General features: G+C 45.3%; 17 protein-coding genes. 6 read left to right on the top strand and 11 right to left on the bottom strand.

Going from position 1 to position 19,990, the window contains the following annotated elements:
- Window positions 1-170 precede the first annotated feature (170 nt).
- Window positions 171-1,592, top strand: a complete 1,422-nt coding sequence (gene cysS, locus ACTHUE_RS02010) for a cysteine--tRNA ligase (RefSeq protein ID WP_070624952.1) — start codon at window positions 171-173, stop codon at window positions 1,590-1,592.
- Window positions 1,593-1,704: 112 nt separating this feature from the next.
- Here cysS and ACTHUE_RS02005 read toward each other — a convergent pair whose 3' ends face one another.
- On the bottom strand, window positions 1,705-2,310 hold the full coding sequence (locus tag ACTHUE_RS02005; protein ID WP_049335801.1) for a nitroreductase family protein: 606 nt from the start codon (window positions 2,308-2,310) through the stop codon (window positions 1,705-1,707).
- A gap of 15 nt (window positions 2,311-2,325) precedes the next feature.
- A complete protein-coding gene (locus ACTHUE_RS02000) occupies window positions 2,326-2,721 on the bottom strand; it encodes a DoxX family protein (protein ID WP_049335799.1) in 396 nt (131 codons plus the stop codon).
- A 127-nt stretch (window positions 2,722-2,848) separates the two neighbouring features.
- Between ACTHUE_RS02000 and ACTHUE_RS01995 the strand changes: the two genes are divergently transcribed.
- Window positions 2,849-3,739, top strand: a complete 891-nt coding sequence (locus ACTHUE_RS01995) for a LysR family transcriptional regulator (RefSeq protein ID WP_049335797.1) — start codon at window positions 2,849-2,851, stop codon at window positions 3,737-3,739.
- 57 nt (window positions 3,740-3,796) lie between these two features.
- On the opposite strand, the gene ACTHUE_RS01990 is transcribed toward ACTHUE_RS01995, so the two are convergent.
- The 6 genes from ACTHUE_RS01990 to ACTHUE_RS01965 form a co-directional block, all read right to left on the bottom strand.
- Entirely contained in the window at window positions 3,797-4,138 is a 342-nt protein-coding gene (locus tag ACTHUE_RS01990; RefSeq protein ID WP_049335795.1) for a hypothetical protein, read from the bottom strand.
- Between the two features lie 200 nt (window positions 4,139-4,338).
- Window positions 4,339-6,612, bottom strand: coding sequence for a Tex family protein (locus tag ACTHUE_RS01985; protein WP_049335794.1), 2,274 nt, complete (start codon window positions 6,610-6,612; stop codon window positions 4,339-4,341).
- Between the two features lie 64 nt (window positions 6,613-6,676).
- Complete coding sequence (locus ACTHUE_RS01980; protein ID WP_036492188.1) at window positions 6,677-7,327, bottom strand: ABC transporter ATP-binding protein; 651 nt, start codon at window positions 7,325-7,327, stop codon at window positions 6,677-6,679.
- Window positions 7,324-8,121 (bottom strand): ABC transporter permease, encoded by a 798-nt coding sequence (locus tag ACTHUE_RS01975; RefSeq protein ID WP_004519071.1) that lies wholly within the window; start codon window positions 8,119-8,121, stop codon window positions 7,324-7,326. The genes ACTHUE_RS01980 and ACTHUE_RS01975 overlap by 4 nt, the downstream gene beginning before the upstream one ends.
- On the bottom strand, window positions 8,121-9,290 hold the full coding sequence (locus ACTHUE_RS01970; RefSeq protein WP_036492193.1) for a capsule biosynthesis protein: 1,170 nt from the start codon (window positions 9,288-9,290) through the stop codon (window positions 8,121-8,123). The genes ACTHUE_RS01975 and ACTHUE_RS01970 overlap by 1 nt, the downstream gene beginning before the upstream one ends.
- 11 nt (window positions 9,291-9,301) lie before the next feature.
- A complete protein-coding gene (locus ACTHUE_RS01965; protein WP_049335793.1) occupies window positions 9,302-10,480 on the bottom strand; it encodes a polysaccharide biosynthesis/export family protein in 1,179 nt (392 codons plus the stop codon).
- 119 nt (window positions 10,481-10,599) lie between these two features.
- On the opposite strand from ACTHUE_RS01965, the gene ACTHUE_RS01960 reads away from it, so the two are divergent.
- Together ACTHUE_RS01960 and ACTHUE_RS01955 are read left to right on the top strand one after the other, a co-directional pair.
- Window positions 10,600-11,703, top strand: a complete 1,104-nt coding sequence (locus ACTHUE_RS01960; protein ID WP_049335791.1) for a stealth family protein — start codon at window positions 10,600-10,602, stop codon at window positions 11,701-11,703.
- A 94-nt stretch (window positions 11,704-11,797) separates the two neighbouring features.
- Window positions 11,798-15,391: a CDP-glycerol glycerophosphotransferase family protein gene (locus ACTHUE_RS01955; RefSeq protein WP_224783381.1), complete on the top strand. Its 3,594-nt coding sequence runs from the start codon at window positions 11,798-11,800 to the stop codon at window positions 15,389-15,391.
- A gap of 102 nt (window positions 15,392-15,493) precedes the next feature.
- Here ACTHUE_RS01955 and ACTHUE_RS01950 read toward each other — a convergent pair whose 3' ends face one another.
- Genes ACTHUE_RS01950 through ACTHUE_RS01940 form a run of 3 tightly spaced genes read right to left on the bottom strand, consistent with a single transcriptional unit; the run spans window position 15,494 to window position 18,539 of the window.
- Window positions 15,494-16,864, bottom strand: a complete 1,371-nt coding sequence (locus tag ACTHUE_RS01950; RefSeq protein WP_150540577.1) for an XcbB/CpsF family capsular polysaccharide biosynthesis protein — start codon at window positions 16,862-16,864, stop codon at window positions 15,494-15,496.
- Window position 16,865: 1 nt separating this feature from the next.
- A complete protein-coding gene (locus tag ACTHUE_RS01945) occupies window positions 16,866-18,305 on the bottom strand; it encodes an AMP-binding protein (protein WP_150540576.1) in 1,440 nt (479 codons plus the stop codon).
- A gap of 3 nt (window positions 18,306-18,308) precedes the next feature.
- Window positions 18,309-18,539: an acyl carrier protein gene (locus ACTHUE_RS01940; protein WP_003747973.1), complete on the bottom strand. Its 231-nt coding sequence runs from the start codon at window positions 18,537-18,539 to the stop codon at window positions 18,309-18,311.
- 223 nt (window positions 18,540-18,762) lie between these two features.
- On the opposite strand from ACTHUE_RS01940, the gene galE reads away from it, so the two are divergent.
- Window positions 18,763-19,779, top strand: a complete 1,017-nt coding sequence (galE, locus tag ACTHUE_RS01935) for a UDP-glucose 4-epimerase GalE (protein ID WP_004519079.1) — start codon at window positions 18,763-18,765, stop codon at window positions 19,777-19,779.
- A 116-nt stretch (window positions 19,780-19,895) separates the two neighbouring features.
- Window positions 19,896-19,990, top strand: a 95-nt coding sequence (locus ACTHUE_RS01930; RefSeq protein WP_440423009.1) for an NAD-dependent epimerase/dehydratase family protein, incomplete at its 3' end; no start/stop codon positions are given.

The raw sequence follows: 19,990 nt of genomic DNA, 5'->3' as shown, positions 1-19,990 counted from the left end.
TAAATGCTCATGTCCGATACATCGGTGAATTTACATTAGATGAGCATCAGCCTTATATAGTTAAAAAAGCACATGCAACTAATAATGGCCCAGAACGAAACGTATTTGAATTTTGCTTGCACAAAAAATCCAAATAATTTACCCCAGTTTATACAAATTTTGAAAATTCCATGACCACCATCTACAACACCCTTACCCGTCAAAAAGAACCCTTTGCCCCCATCGACCCTAAAAACGTGCGTATGTACGTTTGCGGCATGACCGTTTACGACTATTGCCACTTAGGCCATGCCCGTGTGATGGTTGTGTTCGACATGATTGCCCGCTGGCTGCGCAAGTGCGGTTATCCGCTCACTTATGTGCGCAATATTACCGACATCGACGACAAAATCATTGCCCGTGCGGCTGAAAACGGCGAAACCATCGGCGAGCTGACCGCGCGTTTCATTCAGGCCATGCATGAAGATGCAGATGCTTTGGGTGTGTTGCGTCCCGACATCGAGCCAAAGGCAACGGAAAATATCCCGCAAATGATTGCCATGATTGAAACCTTGATTCAAAACGGCAAGGCATATCCTGCCGCAAATGGCGACGTTTATTACGCCGTGCGAGAGTTTTCCGCTTACGGCCAATTATCGGGCAAATCGCTGGATGACCTGCGCGCAGGCGAACGTGTGGAAGTGGACGGTTTCAAACGCGATCCGCTTGATTTTGTATTGTGGAAAGCGGCCAAAGCAGGCGAACCTGCATGGGAAAGCCCTTGGGGTAACGGCCGTCCGGGTTGGCATATTGAATGCTCTGCCATGAGTGAAAACCTGTTCGGCGATACTTTCGATATCCACGGCGGCGGTGCGGACTTGCAGTTCCCGCACCACGAAAACGAAATCGCCCAAAGTGTCGGCGCGACAGGACATACCTGCGGCCACGACCACGCGCAAACCCACCACGGTCGAAGCATCTCCAGCCACGTCAAATACTGGCTGCACAACGGCTTTATCCGCGTGGACGGCGAAAAAATGTCCAAATCGCTGGGCAACTTCTTCACCATCCGCGAAGTGTTGAAACAATACGATCCCGAAGTCGTGCGTTTCTTCATCCTGCGCGCCCACTACCGCAGCCCGTTGAACTACTCCGACGCGCATTTAGACGACGCAAAAGGCGCGCTGACCCGTCTGTACACCACGTTGAAAAACACACCAGCGGCTGAGTTTGATTTATCTGAAAACGCCAATGACTACACCCGCCGCTTCTACGCCGCCATGAACGACGATTTCGGTACGGTCGAAGCGGTTGCCGTGTTGTTTGAGCTGGCAGGCGAAGTGAACAAAACCAATGATGCGCACCTCGCCGGCTGCCTGAAAGCTTTGGGTGGCATCATCGGCCTGCTGCAACGTGATCCGACCGAGTTTCTGCAAGGCGGCGCGGTTTCAGACGGCCTGTCCAACGAGGAAATCGACGATTTGATCGCCCGCCGCAAACAGGCACGTGCGGATAAAAACTGGGCGGAATCCGACCGTATCCGCGACCTTCTGAACGAACACAAAATCATTCTGGAAGACAACGCCGGCGGTACGACTTGGCGCCGCGGTTGATTTTATGGCATAGATAAAAGGCCGTCTGAAACTGTTTTCAGACGGCCTTTTTAATTTTGTTATTTCAAAAAGGGCGCAAACATCGCGCCCTTTGTTTAACACATCATTTCACTTATGCGCCAAATACTTTCAGACGGCCTTCGATTGGTTGGAAGGCTTTTTCACCGGCTGAAGCCGCGATACCGCCAATCACCATTTGCGCACGCAACAACCAGCTTTCCGGCAAGTTCCATTCTTTGGCAATGGCCGCATCAGGCAGTGGATTGTAGTGTTGTAGATTGGCGCCGATACCGGCAGCCGCCAATGTTGTCCACACAGCATATTGAACCATGGCATTTGCCTGATCCGCCCAGATCGGGAAGTTGGCCGCATAAGATGGGAACTGCTCTTGCAAGCCTTTGACAACATCTTGATCTTCAAAGAACAAAACTGTCGCCGCGCCTGCTTTAAACAAGTTCAGTTTTTGCGCAGTGGCTTCAAACTGCTCGGCAGGAACAATTGCACGCAAAGCTTCTTCAACAAAATGCCACACTTTGGCATGTTCTTCGCCAAACAATACGACCACTCGGGCAGATTGCGAATTGAAAGAAGACGGCGTATGCAAAACGGCGTGTTCGATGATTTTGGTTACTTCCTCATTGGACAGAGGCAGGGTGTTGCTCAATGCATAGATAGAACGACGGGTTTCAGCAGCTTGTTGCAAAACAGAATAAGTCATGATCTTTTCCTTAAATTAATCTTTATCTTTACCAAAAGCGTTATCCAAAGCCCACGCTCCGCCACCGACTACTGCCAGATACAGGAACACGAAGCAGAACAAAACGGCAGATTCGCCATGGTTGGCCAATGGGAACAAAACATTACCAGAAGACGCGTGGGCCATAAAGTAGGCGGCTGCCATCTGACCGGACAAAACAAACGCGGCCGGACGCGTAAACAGGCCCAATATCAATAAGATACCACCGACAATTTCCAAAACACCGGCCACCAGCATCAAGCCTTCGGGCGCACCGCCCATAGACATCGGAAAACTGAAAAACTTGGCCGTACCATGCAGCAAAAACAGATACGCCGCAACAATACGCAAGACAGACAATACAACAGGTTGGAATGATTTGAGGGCTGACATCTTAATAATCCTTATTTTAATGGCTACCTGAAGAGGTATGGAGCAATTTCAATAAGTGCAGTATAGATAATTCCCAGTAAGAGATATATACTCGAATTATTGATACAACGTTTCCTAATAAGAAATAATGGATACCCTATTTAGCCTAAAAGTTTTCCGCCAAGTTGTTCAAAGCGGCAGCTTTACCCGTGCCGCCGATCAGCTCGATATCTCCACCGCCATGGCCAGCAAACACGTCAGCCATCTGGAAAACACCATTCAAGCCAAGCTCTTACACCGCAACAGCCGCAACCTTCATCTGACCGAAGCAGGCGAAGAATACTACCGCCAGTGCAGCTACGCGCTGGATACCTTGGACACCGCTGCCCAAAAAGCGGCAGGCGGTACCGACACGCCGCAAGGTATGTTGCGCGTTACCATGCCCCTATGGTTTGCAGGTGGCAATATGAGCGCATGGCTAGCAGAATACCGCCAGCGTTATCCCAAAGTCACGCTTGACCTCGTCCTCGACAACCGCCATATCGACCTCATTGCCGAAGGTTTCGACCTCGCCTTACGCGTTTCCAAAACCCCCTCCCCTTCGCTGATCGTCAAACCGCTGGCCAAAATCGAGTTCGTCCTGCTTGCCGCTCCCGACTATCTGGCCCGACACGGCACACCCGATACGCCCGAAGCCGTCATGCAGCATCAAGCCATCCTGCCTTCCTATACCAGTCAACAAAACTGGGAGATTACCCACCGCATTACCGGAGAAAAAGCCATTCTCCATCTCTCCCCGGTTATCCGCAGCGACAACACACTGATGATACGCGAGCTGATTAAAGCAGGCGCAGGCATAGGCTATCAGCCCCTTTGGGCAGTTCAGCAGGAATTGAAGGATGGTACATTGATCCAACTTCTGCCCGATTACACCATCTGGACAGACCAACTGAACGCCACCTATGTCGACAGGGCATTTCTCAGTGCGAAAGTACGCAGCTTTATCGACTTTCTCAATGAAAAAATATCGGAAAGATAAACATCAAGGCCGTCTGAAACACTTTTCAGACGGCCTTTAATCAAAGCAACAATCCAATCAATAATTGGTCGAGCAGAACTGTTCGCGTTTGTCCGCATCGGCGGCATAGCATGTCAAACCCATGCCTGACGCATTACTGTTGTTCGCTTTCGCACCCGGTTTCTTGTTCACCAAAACCTTACCGTTTTTTCCGATTTCCACGGTTACGCCTTTGCCGTTTTTCAGCTTCCATTTCAACACTTGCGCATCGGCACTTTGGCACTTACTGACCGTACAGCCGCCTTCTGTCGCAACATTGCCGTTTTTATAAATCACGCACTGCTGCTGGCTGTCGGTACAGGCTGCATACGCAGCAACGGAGAAACAGGAAATCAGCACGGCAAACAAAACAGGTTTCATGGTTTGAACTCCTAAGGTTGTGATGATGGGTTTGTGATATTTGGAACTATACGCTTGTTTGCATGTGCCTACTACAAAATGTATCGTTAACATTCAATGGGCGCATCAGTATATCCATTCCACTAATTATCTAATTCGCCTCATACGATAAAGGCCGTCTGAACATCACTTTTCAGACGGCCTTCAATTGGTTTTCTACCTTACCGCTTCAACTTCGCAAACGCATCCGCCATTGCCGAATTGGTTGGGGCGCGGTCGTTGCGTTGGGGTTTGCGGTCGCGGCGTTCTTGATGTCGGGTTTCAGACGGCCTGTTGCCTTTGACTGTGCCGCCCGGTTCGTCATCCAAACGCATGGTGAGTGCAATGCGTTTACGCGCAGCATCGACTTCCAGCACTTTCACTTTCACCACATCTCCGGCTTTCACGACTTCGCGCGGGTCTTGAACAAATTTATTGGACAGGGCGGAGATGTGCACCAAACCGTCTTGATGGACGCCGATATCCACGAACGCGCCGAAGTTGGCGACGTTGGAGACCACGCCTTCAAGTATCATGCCGACTTGCAAGTCGCTGATTTCGTGGATGCCTTCGGCGAATGAGGCCGTCTGAAACTCGCCGCGCGGGTCGCGACCGGGTTTTTCAAGCTCGGACAGGATGTCCAGAATGGTCGGCAGGCCGAAGCGTTCGTCGGTGAAGTCGGAGGCTTTGATTTGCTTCACGCGCTCGCGGTTGCCGATGAGTTCGGCGGCGGTAATGCCTTGTTGCGCCAGCATTTTGGCGACAACAGGATAGGCTTCGGGGTGGACGGCGCTCGCGTCCAACGGCTCTTTGCCACCGTTAATCCGCAAAAAGCCTGCCGCCTGCTCGAAGGTTTTTTCGCCCAAACGCGGTACTTTCAGCAATTTTTTGCGGCTGTCGAACGCGCCGTTTTCATCGCGGTAGGCGACGATGTTTTGGGCAAGGGTTTGATTTAAGCCGGAAATTCGCGCCAAGAGCGGGGCGGAGGCGGTGTTCACGTCCACGCCGACGGCGTTCACGCAGTCTTCGACCACCGCGTCCAGCGATTTGGCGAGCTGGCTTTGGTTCACGTCGTGCTGATACTGCCCCACGCCGATGGATTTGGGGTCGATTTTGACCAACTCGGCGAGCGGGTCTTGCAGCCTGCGGGCGATGGACACCGCGCCGCGCAGGGAAACGTCCAAGTCGGGGAACTCGCGCGCCGCCAGTTCGGACGCGGAATAAATCGACGCGCCGGCTTCGGAAACGACGATTTTGTGCAGCCCCATTTCCGGCATTCCGCCCACCAGTTCGCCCGCGATTTTGTCGGTTTCGCGGCTGGCGGTGCCGTTGCCGATGGCGATAAGTTTCACGCCGTGTTGTTTAATCAGGCGCGACAACGTTGCCAACATATTGTTTTCTTGATGCAAATAGACGATGACGGTATCCAACAGCTTGCCCGTGTCGTCCACTACGGCGCATTTCACGCCGTTGCGGTAGCCGGGGTCGAGACCCAGCGTGGTCAGCCGTCCGGCGGGCGCGGCGAGCAGCAAGTCTTTGAGATTGCGGGCGAACACGGTAATCGCGTCGGTGTCGGCGGCTTCTTTCAGACGGCCTAGGGCTTCAAGTTCCAACGACAAAAAGATTTTTGCGCGCCAAGTCAGGCGCACGGTATCACGCAGCCATTTGTGGCCGTCTGAAACCTTGAAACGGCGGGCGATGATTTGCTCGTATTCGCTTCGCTGCGTAATCGGCGTGTCGTCGGGCTGGTATTTGAGCGCGATGTTCAAAATGCCTTCGTTGCGGCCGCGCAAAACCGCCAGCGCGCGGTGGCTGGGCATGGTGCGGACGGGTTCGCGGTGGTTGAAATAATCACTGAATTTTTCGCCTTCGGTTTCTTTGCCTTCAACGACTTGCGCGTGGATTTCGGCTTCGTTCCACAACTTATCGCGCAGCGTGCCGATGAGTTCTGCGTCTTCGGCAAACTGCTCCATCAGAATCGCGCGCGCGCCGTCCAACGCGGCTTTTACGTCAGGGACGTTTTCGTTCAGGTAGTCCTGTGCGGCGGCTTCAACATCCTGCGGCTGCTCAGCAAGCAACACGTCCGCCAGCGGCTGCAAACCGTGTTCGCGTGCGATTTGCGCTTTGGTGCGGCGTTTGGGTTTGTAGGGCAGATACAGGTCTTCCAGCGCGGTTTTGTTGTCGACGGCTTCAATTTGCGCCCTGAGGTCGTCTGAAAGCTTGCCTTGCTCTTCAATGCTTTTTAAAACAACGGTTTTGCGCTCTTCCAATTCGCGCAGATATTGCAACCGCTCGGCAAGCTGGCGCAGCTGCGTATCATCTAGCCCGCCTGTAGCTTCTTTACGGTAACGCGCGATAAAAGGTACGGTTGCGCCATCATCTAAAAGCTCAATCGCAGCATTGATTTGCGCGGCAGTGGCGGAGAGTTCTTGGGAGAGGATTTGAGTAATGTTCATCAATAGAATTCCAACGGACAGGCCGTCTGAAATTTCAGACGGCCTGATTTAAAAAACAATCGCTTTAAGGCAGCGAATTATAATATTCGTAGGCTTTGTCCATATCTTCAAACTGGTGCATATGCCCTTTTTCCAGCACCATCGCATTATCGCAATATTGCTTCATGGCGCTGTGGCTGTGCGACACCAAAATGATGGAACGGTCTTTGCGCTTTTCAAACAACTCGTACTTACATTTATCGGCAAAGCGCGAGTCGCCAACCGCAATCACTTCGTCAATCAGATAGCAATCAAACTCTACCGCCAACGACAAAGCAAATGCCAAACGCGCCTTCATACCTGAAGAATAACGCTTAACCGGCTCGTAAAGATATTGCCCTAGCTCGGAAAACTCTTCGGTAAAGTTCTTCACATAATCGATATCGACATTGTAAATCCGGCAGATGAAACGCAAATTGTCCATACCGGTCAGGCTGCCTTGAAACGCACCGGAGAATGCCAAAGGCCAAGAAATACTCATCGTCCGCTTGATTTCACCCGTGGTCGGCGGCTCAACGCCACTGATCAAACGGATGAGCGTCGATTTACCTGCACCGTTGCGGCCGAGAATACCGATTTTCTCGCCCTTCTCCATTTTGAAGTTGATATCGTGCAAGACTGTCCGCCAACCTTGGCGGGTCAGATAGCGTTTGGAAACGTGTTCAACTGAAATCATTGCGGCTCAACCCCTTTGCTGAATCTCGCCACCATCGCCAAACCAAGCAGCAGCAAAACTAAATTACACAACAAAATATACCAAGGATTTTCGTAAGTCGTAACGCTGTTACCAAAATATCCGGCACGGAACATTTCTGTACCATGCACCATCGGAAGCATCAGCACATAGTGTTGCAACTGCTGAGGCAGGTTGTGTACGAAGAAAAACACGCCGGACAAAGGCATCATCACAAAACTGATGGTACTCCAAACTTTGCCAAACGGCTCAAAGTGAAACGCCACCGAACAGATGACCAGCCCCAATCCAACGGCAAACATTGCCATCAAAAGCCAAGCCAACAACATATAGAAAATATCTGCCGGTACATCAATCCAGCCGATGACGACCAATGCAGCCATAATCACAACCTGCGCAATGGTGGCACCGGCAATCTCCAACAACATACGCGCAAAAATGGTATCTAAAACACGTACATTTCGGTGATACAGCAGGCTTGTGTTGGCCGCAATCGAACCGATGGCGCGATTAGAGGCATTACGCCACATCATCATCATCGGATAGCCTGTCAGCGTGAAAGCCACGATATTCAAAGCCGACACGTTGTGCATGCGGAAAAACTTCCACATCAACACCATAACCAAAGTCAGCAGCAAAGGTTCGACAAATAACCACAAAAAACCAATGTTATTACGACCGTAGCGAGTAATAATTTCACGCATTAAGAGCGCGCCGATTACCCTTTTTTGGATAAGCAGCGACTCCAAAAACGATGTTTTATGTAGCTCTTTCATCAGTTTTTATGCTCACGGATACTTGCAGACAGCAACACGGCAATGCCATAGACAATCAAACCGATGACAAACGTTGCCACAATGTTGTACAGACGGTTTGGTTCATGCGCCAAGTCAGGTTTGTTCGGCTGGGAAATCACTTCCAAATACAATTGCTGACGATCTGCTTCCGCTTTCGCACTTTCCAAAGAAGTCATCGCTGCAGCCAATTGTTTCTCAGCCAATTCGTTTTCCAAATACACGCGCTGATATTCCGCCGCCTGATTGGACAACGAACCCTCGCCACCGCCGGAAATCGCTTTCATTTGTTGCGAGATTTCTTTACGCAAGCTCTTTTCACGCGCAATCAAACCTGGAATTTGCGGGTTTTCAGGCGTAACGGCTTTTACCTGGTCAAGCTGAGTTTGAATGACAATCAACTCGTCCTGCAATTTGGATACCAAACCCATTTGCACATCGGATTGCGCCTTCAAGTCAAAAATACCGTTGGACACACGGAATTTTGTCAATTGAGCCGAAGCTTCTTTAACTTTCTCTTCAGCCGAATTGACCACTTCCTGAGCATAACGAATCGTATCCTGACGCGCACGTTCGTTCAGCTGGTTGATCAATACCTCACCCTGTTTGAGCAAAGCATCATTGATCTTTTGAGATTCACCGGCATTGAAAGATGTAACGCTCAAATTAGAAATGCCTGAGACAGAGTCAAAATGGATGGATACCTTATCGCGGTAGTATTGATAAAACGCTTCATCCTCGCCACGCAGGCCAAAACCATTAAAACGGCTGAAAATGTCGCCTTCTTTTTCATAAAAATCACGAACGGGCATTTTCTTACGCAACGCGTCCAAAGCCGAACGCGACTGCATATATTCCTGCACGGTATAAATATCGTCTTGCGCACGAGAGAAACCAGACCCCTGCAAAATAGCGCCCAAGCCGTTCAAAGACGATTGGCTTTTAGGAGAACGCACCACAAAGCTGGACTGGGATGTGAACTGATCAGAAGCAAATAGTCCGTAATACACACCGGAACACAAAGTCGGCACGATAACCGTTACCCAAAGCAACGGATTAATCTTACGCAACCAAGACTTTTTGGCCTTTTTCTTTTCGGGAGCCGGTTGTTCCGGTTTCACATCCACATTTGCAGAAACTTGCTCAGACATTATTTTCCCCATCAGTTCACTAAATTATTAATACTGTTCGCACCGCTAACCACAGGCGAGAACACAAATGACAAGAACTTGCGTACTTCGGCCATCGGTGCATTCGATACGTACACCACGTCCTTATCCTTCACAGGGAAACGCTGCATCCAAAACATAGAATTCGCATCTGCCAGGTTCAAACGGTAGACCACAGGAATCTCCGCACGATCGCCATAACCCTTTTCAACCCATTTAGATTGTTTCTCAGGAGGCAGCTCGGACAAAGGCGCATAACGGAATACAAATACGCCGCGCGCATCTGCACTATAATCCTGCAGACCGCCCATACGTCCCACAGCCTCAGCCAAAGATAAGCCCTTCACAGAGAAACCAATCTGCTGCGTATGACCGACCGCACCCATAGACGTAAACGTGCTTGGATTAGTAATCATTGTGACTACATCACCGCGGCGCAACAAAATATTTTGACGCGGATGCGCCACCAAGTCTTCCAAAGCAATCGTTCTGACAACATTGCCACGTGTCAGCTGTACGTTCGTATCCTGAACATTCGCAGTCGAACCGCCCACGGCAGCCACCGCATCCAACACACGCTCGCCTGCAGCCGTCAAAGGCATACGCACACTGTTACCCGCGCGGATAACCGATACATTCGCCGCATTGTTTTGCACCATGCGCACCATTACCTGCGGCTGGTTTGCCATTTTTTTCAGACGGCCTTTAATAATGTTTTGCACCTGAACCGGTGTTTTACCAAGGACAGACACATCGCCAATAAACGGCACAGAAATCGTACCTGCAGAGCTGACCATCTGTTCAGGCAGCTTCGTTTGCTGCGCATTACCCGAACCGGTAGACGACAAAGCTCCGCCGAACAACACAGCCGGAGGAGCTTCCCAAATCGTAATGTCCAGCACATCACCTATATTGATAGCCCCTATTGATGATGTACCATCGCCCAACTGAGCAAATGACTGATTAACTTGCGCTTGATATAGCGACTGAGCTACCGCACCATTCACATCAATCAACTCCACCTCTGGCACTTCGGCTGTAGCCGACTGTTGCCCCAAAGCAACAACATTTCGTGTACTTGGGCCGGAAGTAGGAAGAGAAGAGCATGCAGCCAACAGACTGACACACAACAATAACATGCCCCTGCGGGTAAGACATTCTGCTTTCAACATTGATTAAATCTCACTATACTTTTAATTACGCACAGCCATTATAACACCTGATGAAATATTAGGCCGTCTGAAAACCTGACATAAGCATCAAAAGACATCACATTACAGCGAATACCGTCATGAGAAAACTTAAAAAACTGATTCGACAACCAGGTGTATTCTTCCGCGACTATCTCAACAAAAGATACCCTGTCCGAAACGCCGAACAGCGTACAACAGAGTCTGACGAACCGGTCATTATCGACAACAGCCTGTATTTAGCCGAAATTGAAAATAGTATCGACCTTCCCCCTATTAAAGTTGATGTCGTTTTCACATGGGTAAATAACCAAGATCCCAAATGGCAGAAACGTCGGCGCCAACATAGCCCTACTGCCGAACAAAACGCACTCCACAATAATGACGAAGCCCGTTTCAGCAACCACAACGAACTTTACTATTCACTTCACAGCGTGCGCACCTTCCTGTCGTGGGTCAACCATATCTACATCATTACCGACAACCAACGCCCCGACTGGCTCAATCCTGCCGACTATCCCAATGTCAGCATAATAGATCACAGTCAAATCATTGACCCGCAATACCTGCCCACCTTCAATTCGCATGTAATCGAAGCACACTTGCACAACATTCCTAATCTAAATGAACACTTCATCTATTTTAACGATGATGTATTTGTTGCCCGACCATTACCGAAGGAACATTTTTTTCACGCCAACGGGATTGCTTCACTTTTTATTGCAGACAAAAGCCTAAAACAAATGTCCGAAAGAGGAACCGACACACCCACTCTTTCCGCCTCAAAAAACTGCATCACACTATTACAACAGCACTACGACTGCCACATCGACCGTCCGTTAGTACACACCTATATTCCACTGCATAAAAGCAGCTTTCAATTTGCTTGGCAACACTACCGTACTGAGATTGAAGCCTTTTTATCCAACCGTTTCCGTTCTAACCACGATCTCAACCTTGCCACCTTCCTCGTACCTTGGCTGATGTTTTTAAACAGGAAATCTACAGTAGGTAATGAAATATGTTATTATTTTAATATCCGCTCCAACAAAGCGCCTGCCCAATATATCAAGCTCTTGGAAAATAAAAAAAATGGGCGGCAGCCACACTCTTTTTGTGCCAACGATTTTCACAGCCAGCAACAGATTGAAAACTACCAGGACAAACTGATTCAAATGCTGGAAAATTACTTCAAAACCAAATAAAAATAAAAGGTTAAAAAAAATGAACAATAAAAAATTTCGGAAGCTCTTACGAGACCCTAAACTCTTTTTCCGCGACATGTACGCCAAACGCGTAATGAAACTCAAAAAATACCTTCCCTTAAAATACGAAGGTAATAATCAATTTACAATCGTTTCAGCCGTTTATAACGTCGAAAAATACCTTGATGAATACTTTGACAGCATCGTCAAACAAAGCTTGAATTTCAAAAAATACATTCAAATCATTCTAGTAGATGATGGGTCAACCGACCATTCGGCAGAAATCATCAAACGATGGCAAGCCAAGTTTCCCCAAAATATCCATTATTTTTACAAAGAAAATGGCGGCCAGGCCTCGGCACGCAATCTGGGTTTACAACATGTTGAAACCGAATGGGTAACATTCATAGATCCAGATGACTTTGTTTCTTCTGATTACTTCTACAAGACAGATAACTTCTTAAGTAATAATGCCAACATTAGCATAGTAGGTTGCCCATTAGTATTCTACTTTGAAGATAAAGACATGGTGAAAGATACACACCCCTTAAAATATCGTTTTGCTAAAGGGGATATTATCCTTCCATTATCTAATCTAAAAGATCACCTACAATTATCTGCAAGTACTGCTTTTTTCAAAATTGATAATATCCGTAATGCACATATTTATTTTGATGAGGCAATGAAACCTAGCTTTGAAGATGCAAAATTTGTTACCGATTATATTCTAAATACTGATGCCTCAACTAATGCTGCTTTTCTGTCAAAAATCAGTTATTTTTATCGAAAACGTTCTGATGGTTCGTCCACGTTAGATGGAGCATGGAACAATCCATTACTATTTTCTAGGGTAATTGAAAAAGGCTGTATTGAAATTTTGAAAACAGCCAAAATGAAATTTGGAAAAGTCCCTGAGCATATTCAAAGAATCGTCCTATACCATATCATCTGGTATTTTGGTCGTATCGTAAATAAACCTGCAGCATTGTCACACCTAAGTGAAGAGCAAAAAAAACATTTCGTTGCCTTATTACATGAAATGTTTTCATATATTGATGAAGCAACGATTCTTCGCTTTAATTTAGCAGGGACATGGTTTTTCCAAAAAGTAGCTCTGCTCGGTTTATTTAAAAATACAGCACCTAAAAGCCAAATTGCTTATATTGAAGATTTTGATTTGAAAAAGAAACAGATTTTGGTGAAATATTTTTCAAATTTTCCAATTGTTGAACAATGGGTAATCAATGGTAAGGAAATATTCCCTAAATACCAAAAAGAAGTTGTCTATGACTTTCTAGGCAGTTTATACACTAAAGAATACCGCACATGGCTTCCTTGTCACGACATGGGCGATTTAGAACTTTTTTTAGCCGGTAAAAGAGCCAAATTAACATTCTCAGGAAAACAATTTGACAAACTACCAATCGAAGCAGTATTCACTTCATTCAAACAAAAATCCACGGTTAAATCGAATGACTGGATTTTAATGGATAGGGACAATCAGGCCGATGATAATGCAGAACACTTATATCGTTATATTAGTGAAAATCATCCAGAACAAGATATTTATTTTGCCCTGAAAAAAACCTCCTCTGATTGGAAAAGGCTCGAACAAGATGGGTTTAATTTGCTTGAATTTGGCTCATCTGCATTTGAGAGTAAATTAAAAGACTGCGCAAAAATCATCAGTAGTCATGTTGATGGATATATCACACATTATTTCAAAGATAATTCCCTATTAGATAAAGACTACGTCTTTTTACAACATGGCATTACGAAAGATGATTTATCAGGTTGGTTAAATACCAAAAAAATTGCTTGTTTCGTTACAGCGACAAATCCAGAATACCATTCTATTGTGGACAATACGACTGCTTATAAATTTGGTAAAAAAGAAGTTAAACTGACAGGCTTCCCTCGTTATGACCGTTTACTTATCAATAACAATACCGAATCTAAGCAGATTTTAATTATGCCAACATGGCGTAGCTCCATTGTAGGCACATATATTTCAGGTACAGAACGAACAAGAAACCCTGATTTCATGAAAACTAACTATGCCAGACATTGGCATGGTTTCATGAATCATGCCATATTAAAAGAACTGAATGATCAAGGTTATCAAATCGTCTTTGCACCACATCCAAGTATTCAGGAATACATGGATGAGTTCACTGTACCTGACTTTATTAAGATCTATAGCTATTCAGAAGGTAACATCCAATCCGTCTTCCAAAATACTAGCATCTTGATTACAGACTATTCATCTGTTGCATTTGATGTAGCCTACTTAAATAAAGCTATTTTGTATTATCAATTCGATTATGATGAAGTATTCTCCAGTGGAAATCACACCTATCAAAAAGGTTATTTTGACTATAACCGAGATGGTTTTGGTGCAGTTGCTTATAATGAAACAGAACTTCTGGCAGCATTAAAAGATCTAGTAAACAATCAAGCTAAAGTACCTGATTTATATCAAAAACGTATCGACAAAACATTCCAATTTAGGGATTCGAATAATTGTGAGCGTGTCTATCAGTCTATTACAGCACTTGACCAACCTGACACTACAGATAATCTGCCTATTATTCAGAATATGATTACCCAAGCTGAGAAACTTCATGCATGGGACTTGGCAGCAACCCGTATCCAAACTCTGCTTGATACAGGCCGTCTGAATGCGGAAGAAACAGCTGATTATCGCCATCGCTATCTGAACGCTTTATTTGAAAGCAACCAGTTTGACACTTTGCAAAACCTGTTACCTGATTATCCCGATACCGCAGGTTACTGGCATGCGAAAATGGACTTATATATTGGTAATGCCGTTAAAGGGGCGGAATTTTTTGCTGAAAACAAGCATATAGGAACGCAAAATGATTTACTTGTCGCATTGCTTGCAGCCTCGTTTCATCAAGCAAAAAGGCCGTCTGAAAAACTGTTTGCCCGGATAGGTACAGACTTATCCGACTCATATCAACCTTTGTTAGCCGTAGCACAAAAGCTATCGGAGCAGAATTATTTTGTAGCATTGGCTTTACTGAAAACGTATATTGATGGCTTGGATGATCGCGAAAAAGGCTATCTCAAACCCGAGCTATTGGCTTCTTACCTCTGCATGAAACTTGGTAACTTACAAGGCGCGCATCAGTTTTTGGTTGCTTTTGAAAACCATACTCAGAATGATCCAAGTTGCCGTATCGCGATTGCAAGACTGGCAAAATTACGCGGTGATTCTGAAAAACTATTTACCCAGCTTAACCGTGCCTTTGAAGAAAATCTGCTCTTAATTCCTGAAGATTTAACAATCGATTATCTGAAAAAAATGTACGCTACCGGCAACACTGACGGCGAAGGATATCTATTGGCCCAACTGCGCCAAAAATATCCTGAGAATCCGTCTTTGGCCTTGTATGAAGCTGAAAAACTTGCCCAAAACCAAGATTGGGAGTCTGTCACCAAAATATTGGCTGATTTTGCACAAACCTCACCGGAAACGATGTATCTTTATACAACTGCTTTATGCCGTCTGAAAAACCATCAGGCAGCACAACGTTATTTTGACAGTCTCTCTCTACAAGACACAGCAGCATATTGGAAACTGGCAGCTGAAATAGCCGAAGCTAAAGGTGACAAGGCATTACAGGCTGAGTGTCTGAAAAAACAATTGGCTTGTTTAGAGTAATTTCTGTCTTATCTTAAAAAAGGCCGTCTGAAAACTTTTATGTTTTCAGACGGCCTTTACTGTTAATACACTAATCAAGCTACCATATATCTACTTCATATTTTAATTCAGATTAATGTCCGAATCAGTAATATGGATGTCCAACAGCAAATTATTGATAATGGTATTGGACAAGAATACTGTGTTGCCTGAAAAATCTATGTGCTTTTGAATTTTTTCAAAGTCGAATTCACATAATACAACTGTAGGCAATGCTTCTTTCAGCTCTTTAATATCCGGATAAAACTCTGATACTTTAGCCGATGAAATGACCACTTGATTTTCAAGGTTATGATCAATTACATCCGGTAGCTTTTTGAAAGTCTCCAAAATCGGCGTACGGATAGAGTGCAGATACAATGGATCTTTGCCACCATAGTATTTATGGTTGCCCAAAAATGGGTCGATTGCAAAGGTTTTGTACCCACCAATTAAGCCGTGATATACCGCCCCTGTACCGCCTGATGATGCGCCGCAAATGACTACGTTTTTCTTATCTACGCCATAAATATTCATCAGGCTCTTAATGAAACGCTGGATATTGTCTTCGATATTTTCATCAAACTTTGTATTCAAACCGTGACTGCCAAACGCGTCTGATACATCAGCCATACGGATGATATAAGTATTTGGCATGATGCTGTTGCTGATAAATGGAAATGGGTGGCTATAATAACGGTCAACCATATTCTCATTGCTCTTATTGGTATAAGAGAACAACACCAATAGGTTTTTCTTGTTGGCACTCAATACTTTCGGTGCTTCAACAGTATAAATGACATTTTCCAACTCATGGAAAGAGTCTGGGAAATAAGCCAAAAGATCTTTATAACTGTGCTTGTTCACGCGACGGAACACACTTACACCCATTTTGTGTTCGACAGCTAAAAAGCCTCTATTATTTAGCTCATAAACATAATCACTTAGACCATGATTCCGAGCATAGCTTAGGAAAAACTCATTACTGTCGCCTTTAACACCAATGTATTCAACTTCCGGCTTATCCAAGTACTCAGCTAAATTAATGCCTTTATTTTTTTCAACATTCAGGATGTAGCACAGTTCGCTGCCAAGATAAATGGAAGTAACTTCTAAAATCTCACTAAATTTATCCTCGATTTTTGCCCAATCGGCTTCAGCAAATTTAAAAGACAATACTGTCTTTTCTTGATTAACCGATTGTGGGTAACTTCCATAAATTTCTGAAATATATTTCAGAAATTTATGGAAGCCGGAAATCTTAGAAATTTTGCTCTTATTACGCTCAATAAAGTTAAAGGTTTGTCCTACTGCCGTATAACTGACGCTGACAAAATAGTCGTTCAACAGAAAATCAAACACTATACTTTGATTGTTATAAATCCAAGCGTTAACCTTTTGAGGATCAATCTTGGCTTTTCGTAAGATGTTTTGCTGAATTTGATATAAATCCATTTTATAAACCCTGCTGATATTTTTCCAACAATGCTTTTTTGTCGGTTTTGTGGTTGGTGCTGACTGGAATTTCATCAATGTGAATAAATTCAGACGGCATCATGTAAGACGGTAAATTTTGTACTAATGCGTCTTTGATCGCCTGAGTATCTGCACTTTGCTTGGCTGTATAGAAACACACCAAACGCAATACTGCGCCTGTGTTGCGCTTCAAAGCTACTACTGCCACAGTATCAAAGGCAAATTCTTTAAGGTTAAGAATTTTTTCTTCAATTTCTGAAAGTTCGATACGGTAGCCATTGAGCTTAATCTGCTCGTCTTTACGGCCTTGTACATAGAACAATCCATTTTTTTCAAAACCGTAGTCACCTGTTTTATAAGTACGGTTATCTGCACTGTGTACTACCAAGCGTTTGGCATTTTCAGTTTCGTTGTTCAGATAGCCACGCATCACATGGTTACCGCTAATCCAAATCTCTTCGTCAACAATCTCTAATTTGGAATTAAGCACGGCAACGCCTACAGGCAACTCTTCTTCTGCCGCCAGCATATCAGGTGTAATATCAACGTAAGTTGTTGCTACAGTAGCTTCAGTCGGACCATAGGTATTGATAACACGGACACCGGGAAATTTTTGAAAAATCATATTTACTACTGGTTTGCCAAGTTTTTCGCCGCAGAACAAAAATTCTTTCAAACTCGGTAAAGTAGCTTGACTACATTTAGGGTTAAGCAGCTGCTGCATGGCAAAAGAAGGCGTGGAAACCCAGGTAGTAATTTGTTGTTTGGCCAAAAAATCAATCCAGGTGGCAGGATTAGAAATAGCATCACGACTGTTCATGACAATGCAACCGCCGTAAGCCAAGTTGCCAAAGATTTCGTACATTGACAAATCAAACGCAAACGGAGCCTGATTCATGAATACATTAGGTGCGGCTAAATTAAGCTGCTCTTTCATCCATTTCATCAGGTTAAACACGGCTTCACGACCGATTTGCACACCCTTAGGTGCGCCGGTTGTTCCTGAAGTAAACATGATGTAAGCCAAATCTTTTTCAGCCAGCTCTACTTCTTCGTCAGTCTGCTTTTCAAAAGTTTGCGTTGCCGAACGGTATACAAAGCGTGCTTTCGACAGTTGGCAGATATTGTTCAGACGGCTTTCAGGATAAATACTATCCACCGGAATAAAAGGGATTTTGTTTAATAAGCAGGCATAAATTGCCACTGCAAAATCAATTTCTTTATGGCCGTGCAACACCAGAGGAATGTTTTTGGTAATATCTGCTATGCTTTTGTAAGCCTCGATAAATGCGGCTATTTTTACGCGCAACTCTTCCCAAGAACATTCTTGAGTATCATTAACTAACGCTTTTCCCGAAGTTTGGCTGAAACGGTATTCCAAAAAATCATCAAGATTTTGGAATTCATTTAATTGTTTCATGATTTAGCCTTTGTAATTATTTTCAACATATTGAATGATATTGGCTGAGTTTGCCAAAATATCAACCAGTTGCTCAAACGGCAAATCAACATCAAATTTTTGTTTGATGGCCATAACCAAATCCATTGCGCTCACAGAATCAATAAGTCCTGTAGACAACAATTCTTCATTTGCTGACACTTGTTTTTGTGCAACTTGTGAAATCAACGCCAAAACTTCGTTAGATACTGACATGGTAAGATCCTTTTATTAAAATTGAAATGATAACGCTTTGCACTCTGTGCATAACACTGTGATTATCCCATATTTTTTTACTTTTCAGGTAACTAAATATACAATATCCAAATAAAGCAATCCCTCTTTGACAACACTTACACCAGGCCATCTGAAAGCGTGTTTGTATTTTCAGCCAACCGATTTCACGACTTCCAAACACAATTTTAATTAAGGAAAACCAATGACTATTCTTATCACCGGCGGTACCGGTTTTATCGGTTCTCATACCGTTGTTTCCCTGTTGAAATCAGGCTTTAATGCCGTGATTTTGGACAATTTGTGCAATTCGTCTGCCAACATCCTCCCGCGCTTGGAAAAGATTACCGGCAAGTCTGTGCCTTTTTACCAAGGGGATATCCGTAATCGTGAAGTGTTGCGTCAAATCTTTGCGGAACACGATATTGATGCTGTCATCCATTTTGCCGGCTTGAAGGCAGTCGGTGAAAGCGTGGCCAAACCAATGAAATACTATGACAACAATGTGTCGGGCAGTTTGGTTTTGGCTGAAGAAATGGCGCGTGCCGGCGTATTTAAGATTGCGTTCAGCTCATCTGCTACGGTTTACGGCGATCCGGGTAAAGTACCTTATACGGAAGATATGCAACCGGGGGATACGACCAGCCCTTACGGCACGTCTAAGTCTATGGTGGAGCGCATTTTGACGGATATCCAAAAGGCCGATCCGCGTTGGAGCGTGATTTTGTTGCGCTATTTCAACCCTATCGGTGCACATGAAAGCGGTTTGATCGGCGAGCAGCCAAACGGTATCCCAAACAATCTGCTGCCTTATATCTGCCAAGTGGCTTCAGGCAAGCTGCCGCAATTGTCGGTTTTCGGCGATGACTATCCTACCCCAGACGGTACGGGTATGCGCGACTATATCCATGTGATGGATTTGGCGGAAGGCCATGTGGCGGCAATGCAGGCGAAAAGCGATGTTTCGGGTGTACACCTGTTTAATTTGGGTTCGGGACGTGCTTATTCGGTATTGGAAATCATCCGTGCCTTTGAGGCAGCCTCCGGTTTGACCATTCCGTTCCAAATCAAACCGCGTCGTGATGGCGATTTGGCCTGTTTCTACGCCGATCCCGCCTACACCAAAGCGCAGACCGGTTGGGAAACCAAACGCGATTTGGCGCAGATGATGGAAGACTCATGGCGTTGGGTCAGCAACAATCCAAATGGCTACGACGATTAAGTTGACCTGATACAGGCCGTCTGAAAGAGATGTTTTCAGACGGCCTCTTTATCTGAAAAACACACTTTCTGTCTGCTATAATCCGTTTATATTATTTTGACTATCCTCTGAAACTTATGAAAAAAATCCTTGTTACCGGCGGCGCGGGCTTTATCGGTTCTGCCGTTGTCCGTCATATTATCCAAAACACCCAAGACTCTGTCGTCAATGT

Source organism: Neisseria sp. P0021.S005 (assembly GCF_051956955.1).
This window is presented reverse-complemented; position numbering and strand designations above follow the sequence as displayed.

What these genes read in the sequence shown, in the direction of transcription:
- cysS (WP_070624952.1), top strand. Translation starts at nt 171, where the DNA reads ATGACCACCATCTACAACACCCTTACCCGTCAAAAAGAACCCTTTGCC.
- ACTHUE_RS02005 (WP_049335801.1), bottom strand. Translation starts at nt 2,310, where the DNA reads ATGACTTATTCTGTTTTGCAACAAGCTGCTGAAACCCGTCGTTCTATC.
- ACTHUE_RS02000 (WP_049335799.1), bottom strand. Translation starts at nt 2,721, where the DNA reads ATGTCAGCCCTCAAATCATTCCAACCTGTTGTATTGTCTGTCTTGCGT.
- ACTHUE_RS01995 (WP_049335797.1), top strand. Translation starts at nt 2,849, where the DNA reads ATGGATACCCTATTTAGCCTAAAAGTTTTCCGCCAAGTTGTTCAAAGC.
- ACTHUE_RS01990 (WP_049335795.1), bottom strand. Translation starts at nt 4,138, where the DNA reads ATGAAACCTGTTTTGTTTGCCGTGCTGATTTCCTGTTTCTCCGTTGCT.
- ACTHUE_RS01985 (WP_049335794.1), bottom strand. Translation starts at nt 6,612, where the DNA reads ATGAACATTACTCAAATCCTCTCCCAAGAACTCTCCGCCACTGCCGCG.
- ACTHUE_RS01980 (WP_036492188.1), bottom strand. Translation starts at nt 7,327, where the DNA reads ATGATTTCAGTTGAACACGTTTCCAAACGCTATCTGACCCGCCAAGGT.
- ACTHUE_RS01975 (WP_004519071.1), bottom strand. Translation starts at nt 8,121, where the DNA reads ATGAAAGAGCTACATAAAACATCGTTTTTGGAGTCGCTGCTTATCCAA.
- ACTHUE_RS01970 (WP_036492193.1), bottom strand. Translation starts at nt 9,290, where the DNA reads ATGTCTGAGCAAGTTTCTGCAAATGTGGATGTGAAACCGGAACAACCG.
- ACTHUE_RS01965 (WP_049335793.1), bottom strand. Translation starts at nt 10,480, where the DNA reads ATGTTGAAAGCAGAATGTCTTACCCGCAGGGGCATGTTATTGTTGTGT.
- ACTHUE_RS01960 (WP_049335791.1), top strand. Translation starts at nt 10,600, where the DNA reads ATGAGAAAACTTAAAAAACTGATTCGACAACCAGGTGTATTCTTCCGC.
- ACTHUE_RS01955 (WP_224783381.1), top strand. Translation starts at nt 11,798, where the DNA reads ATGAAACTCAAAAAATACCTTCCCTTAAAATACGAAGGTAATAATCAA.
- ACTHUE_RS01950 (WP_150540577.1), bottom strand. Translation starts at nt 16,864, where the DNA reads ATGGATTTATATCAAATTCAGCAAAACATCTTACGAAAAGCCAAGATT.
- ACTHUE_RS01945 (WP_150540576.1), bottom strand. Translation starts at nt 18,305, where the DNA reads ATGAAACAATTAAATGAATTCCAAAATCTTGATGATTTTTTGGAATAC.
- ACTHUE_RS01940 (WP_003747973.1), bottom strand. Translation starts at nt 18,539, where the DNA reads ATGTCAGTATCTAACGAAGTTTTGGCGTTGATTTCACAAGTTGCACAA.
- galE (WP_004519079.1), top strand. Translation starts at nt 18,763, where the DNA reads ATGACTATTCTTATCACCGGCGGTACCGGTTTTATCGGTTCTCATACC.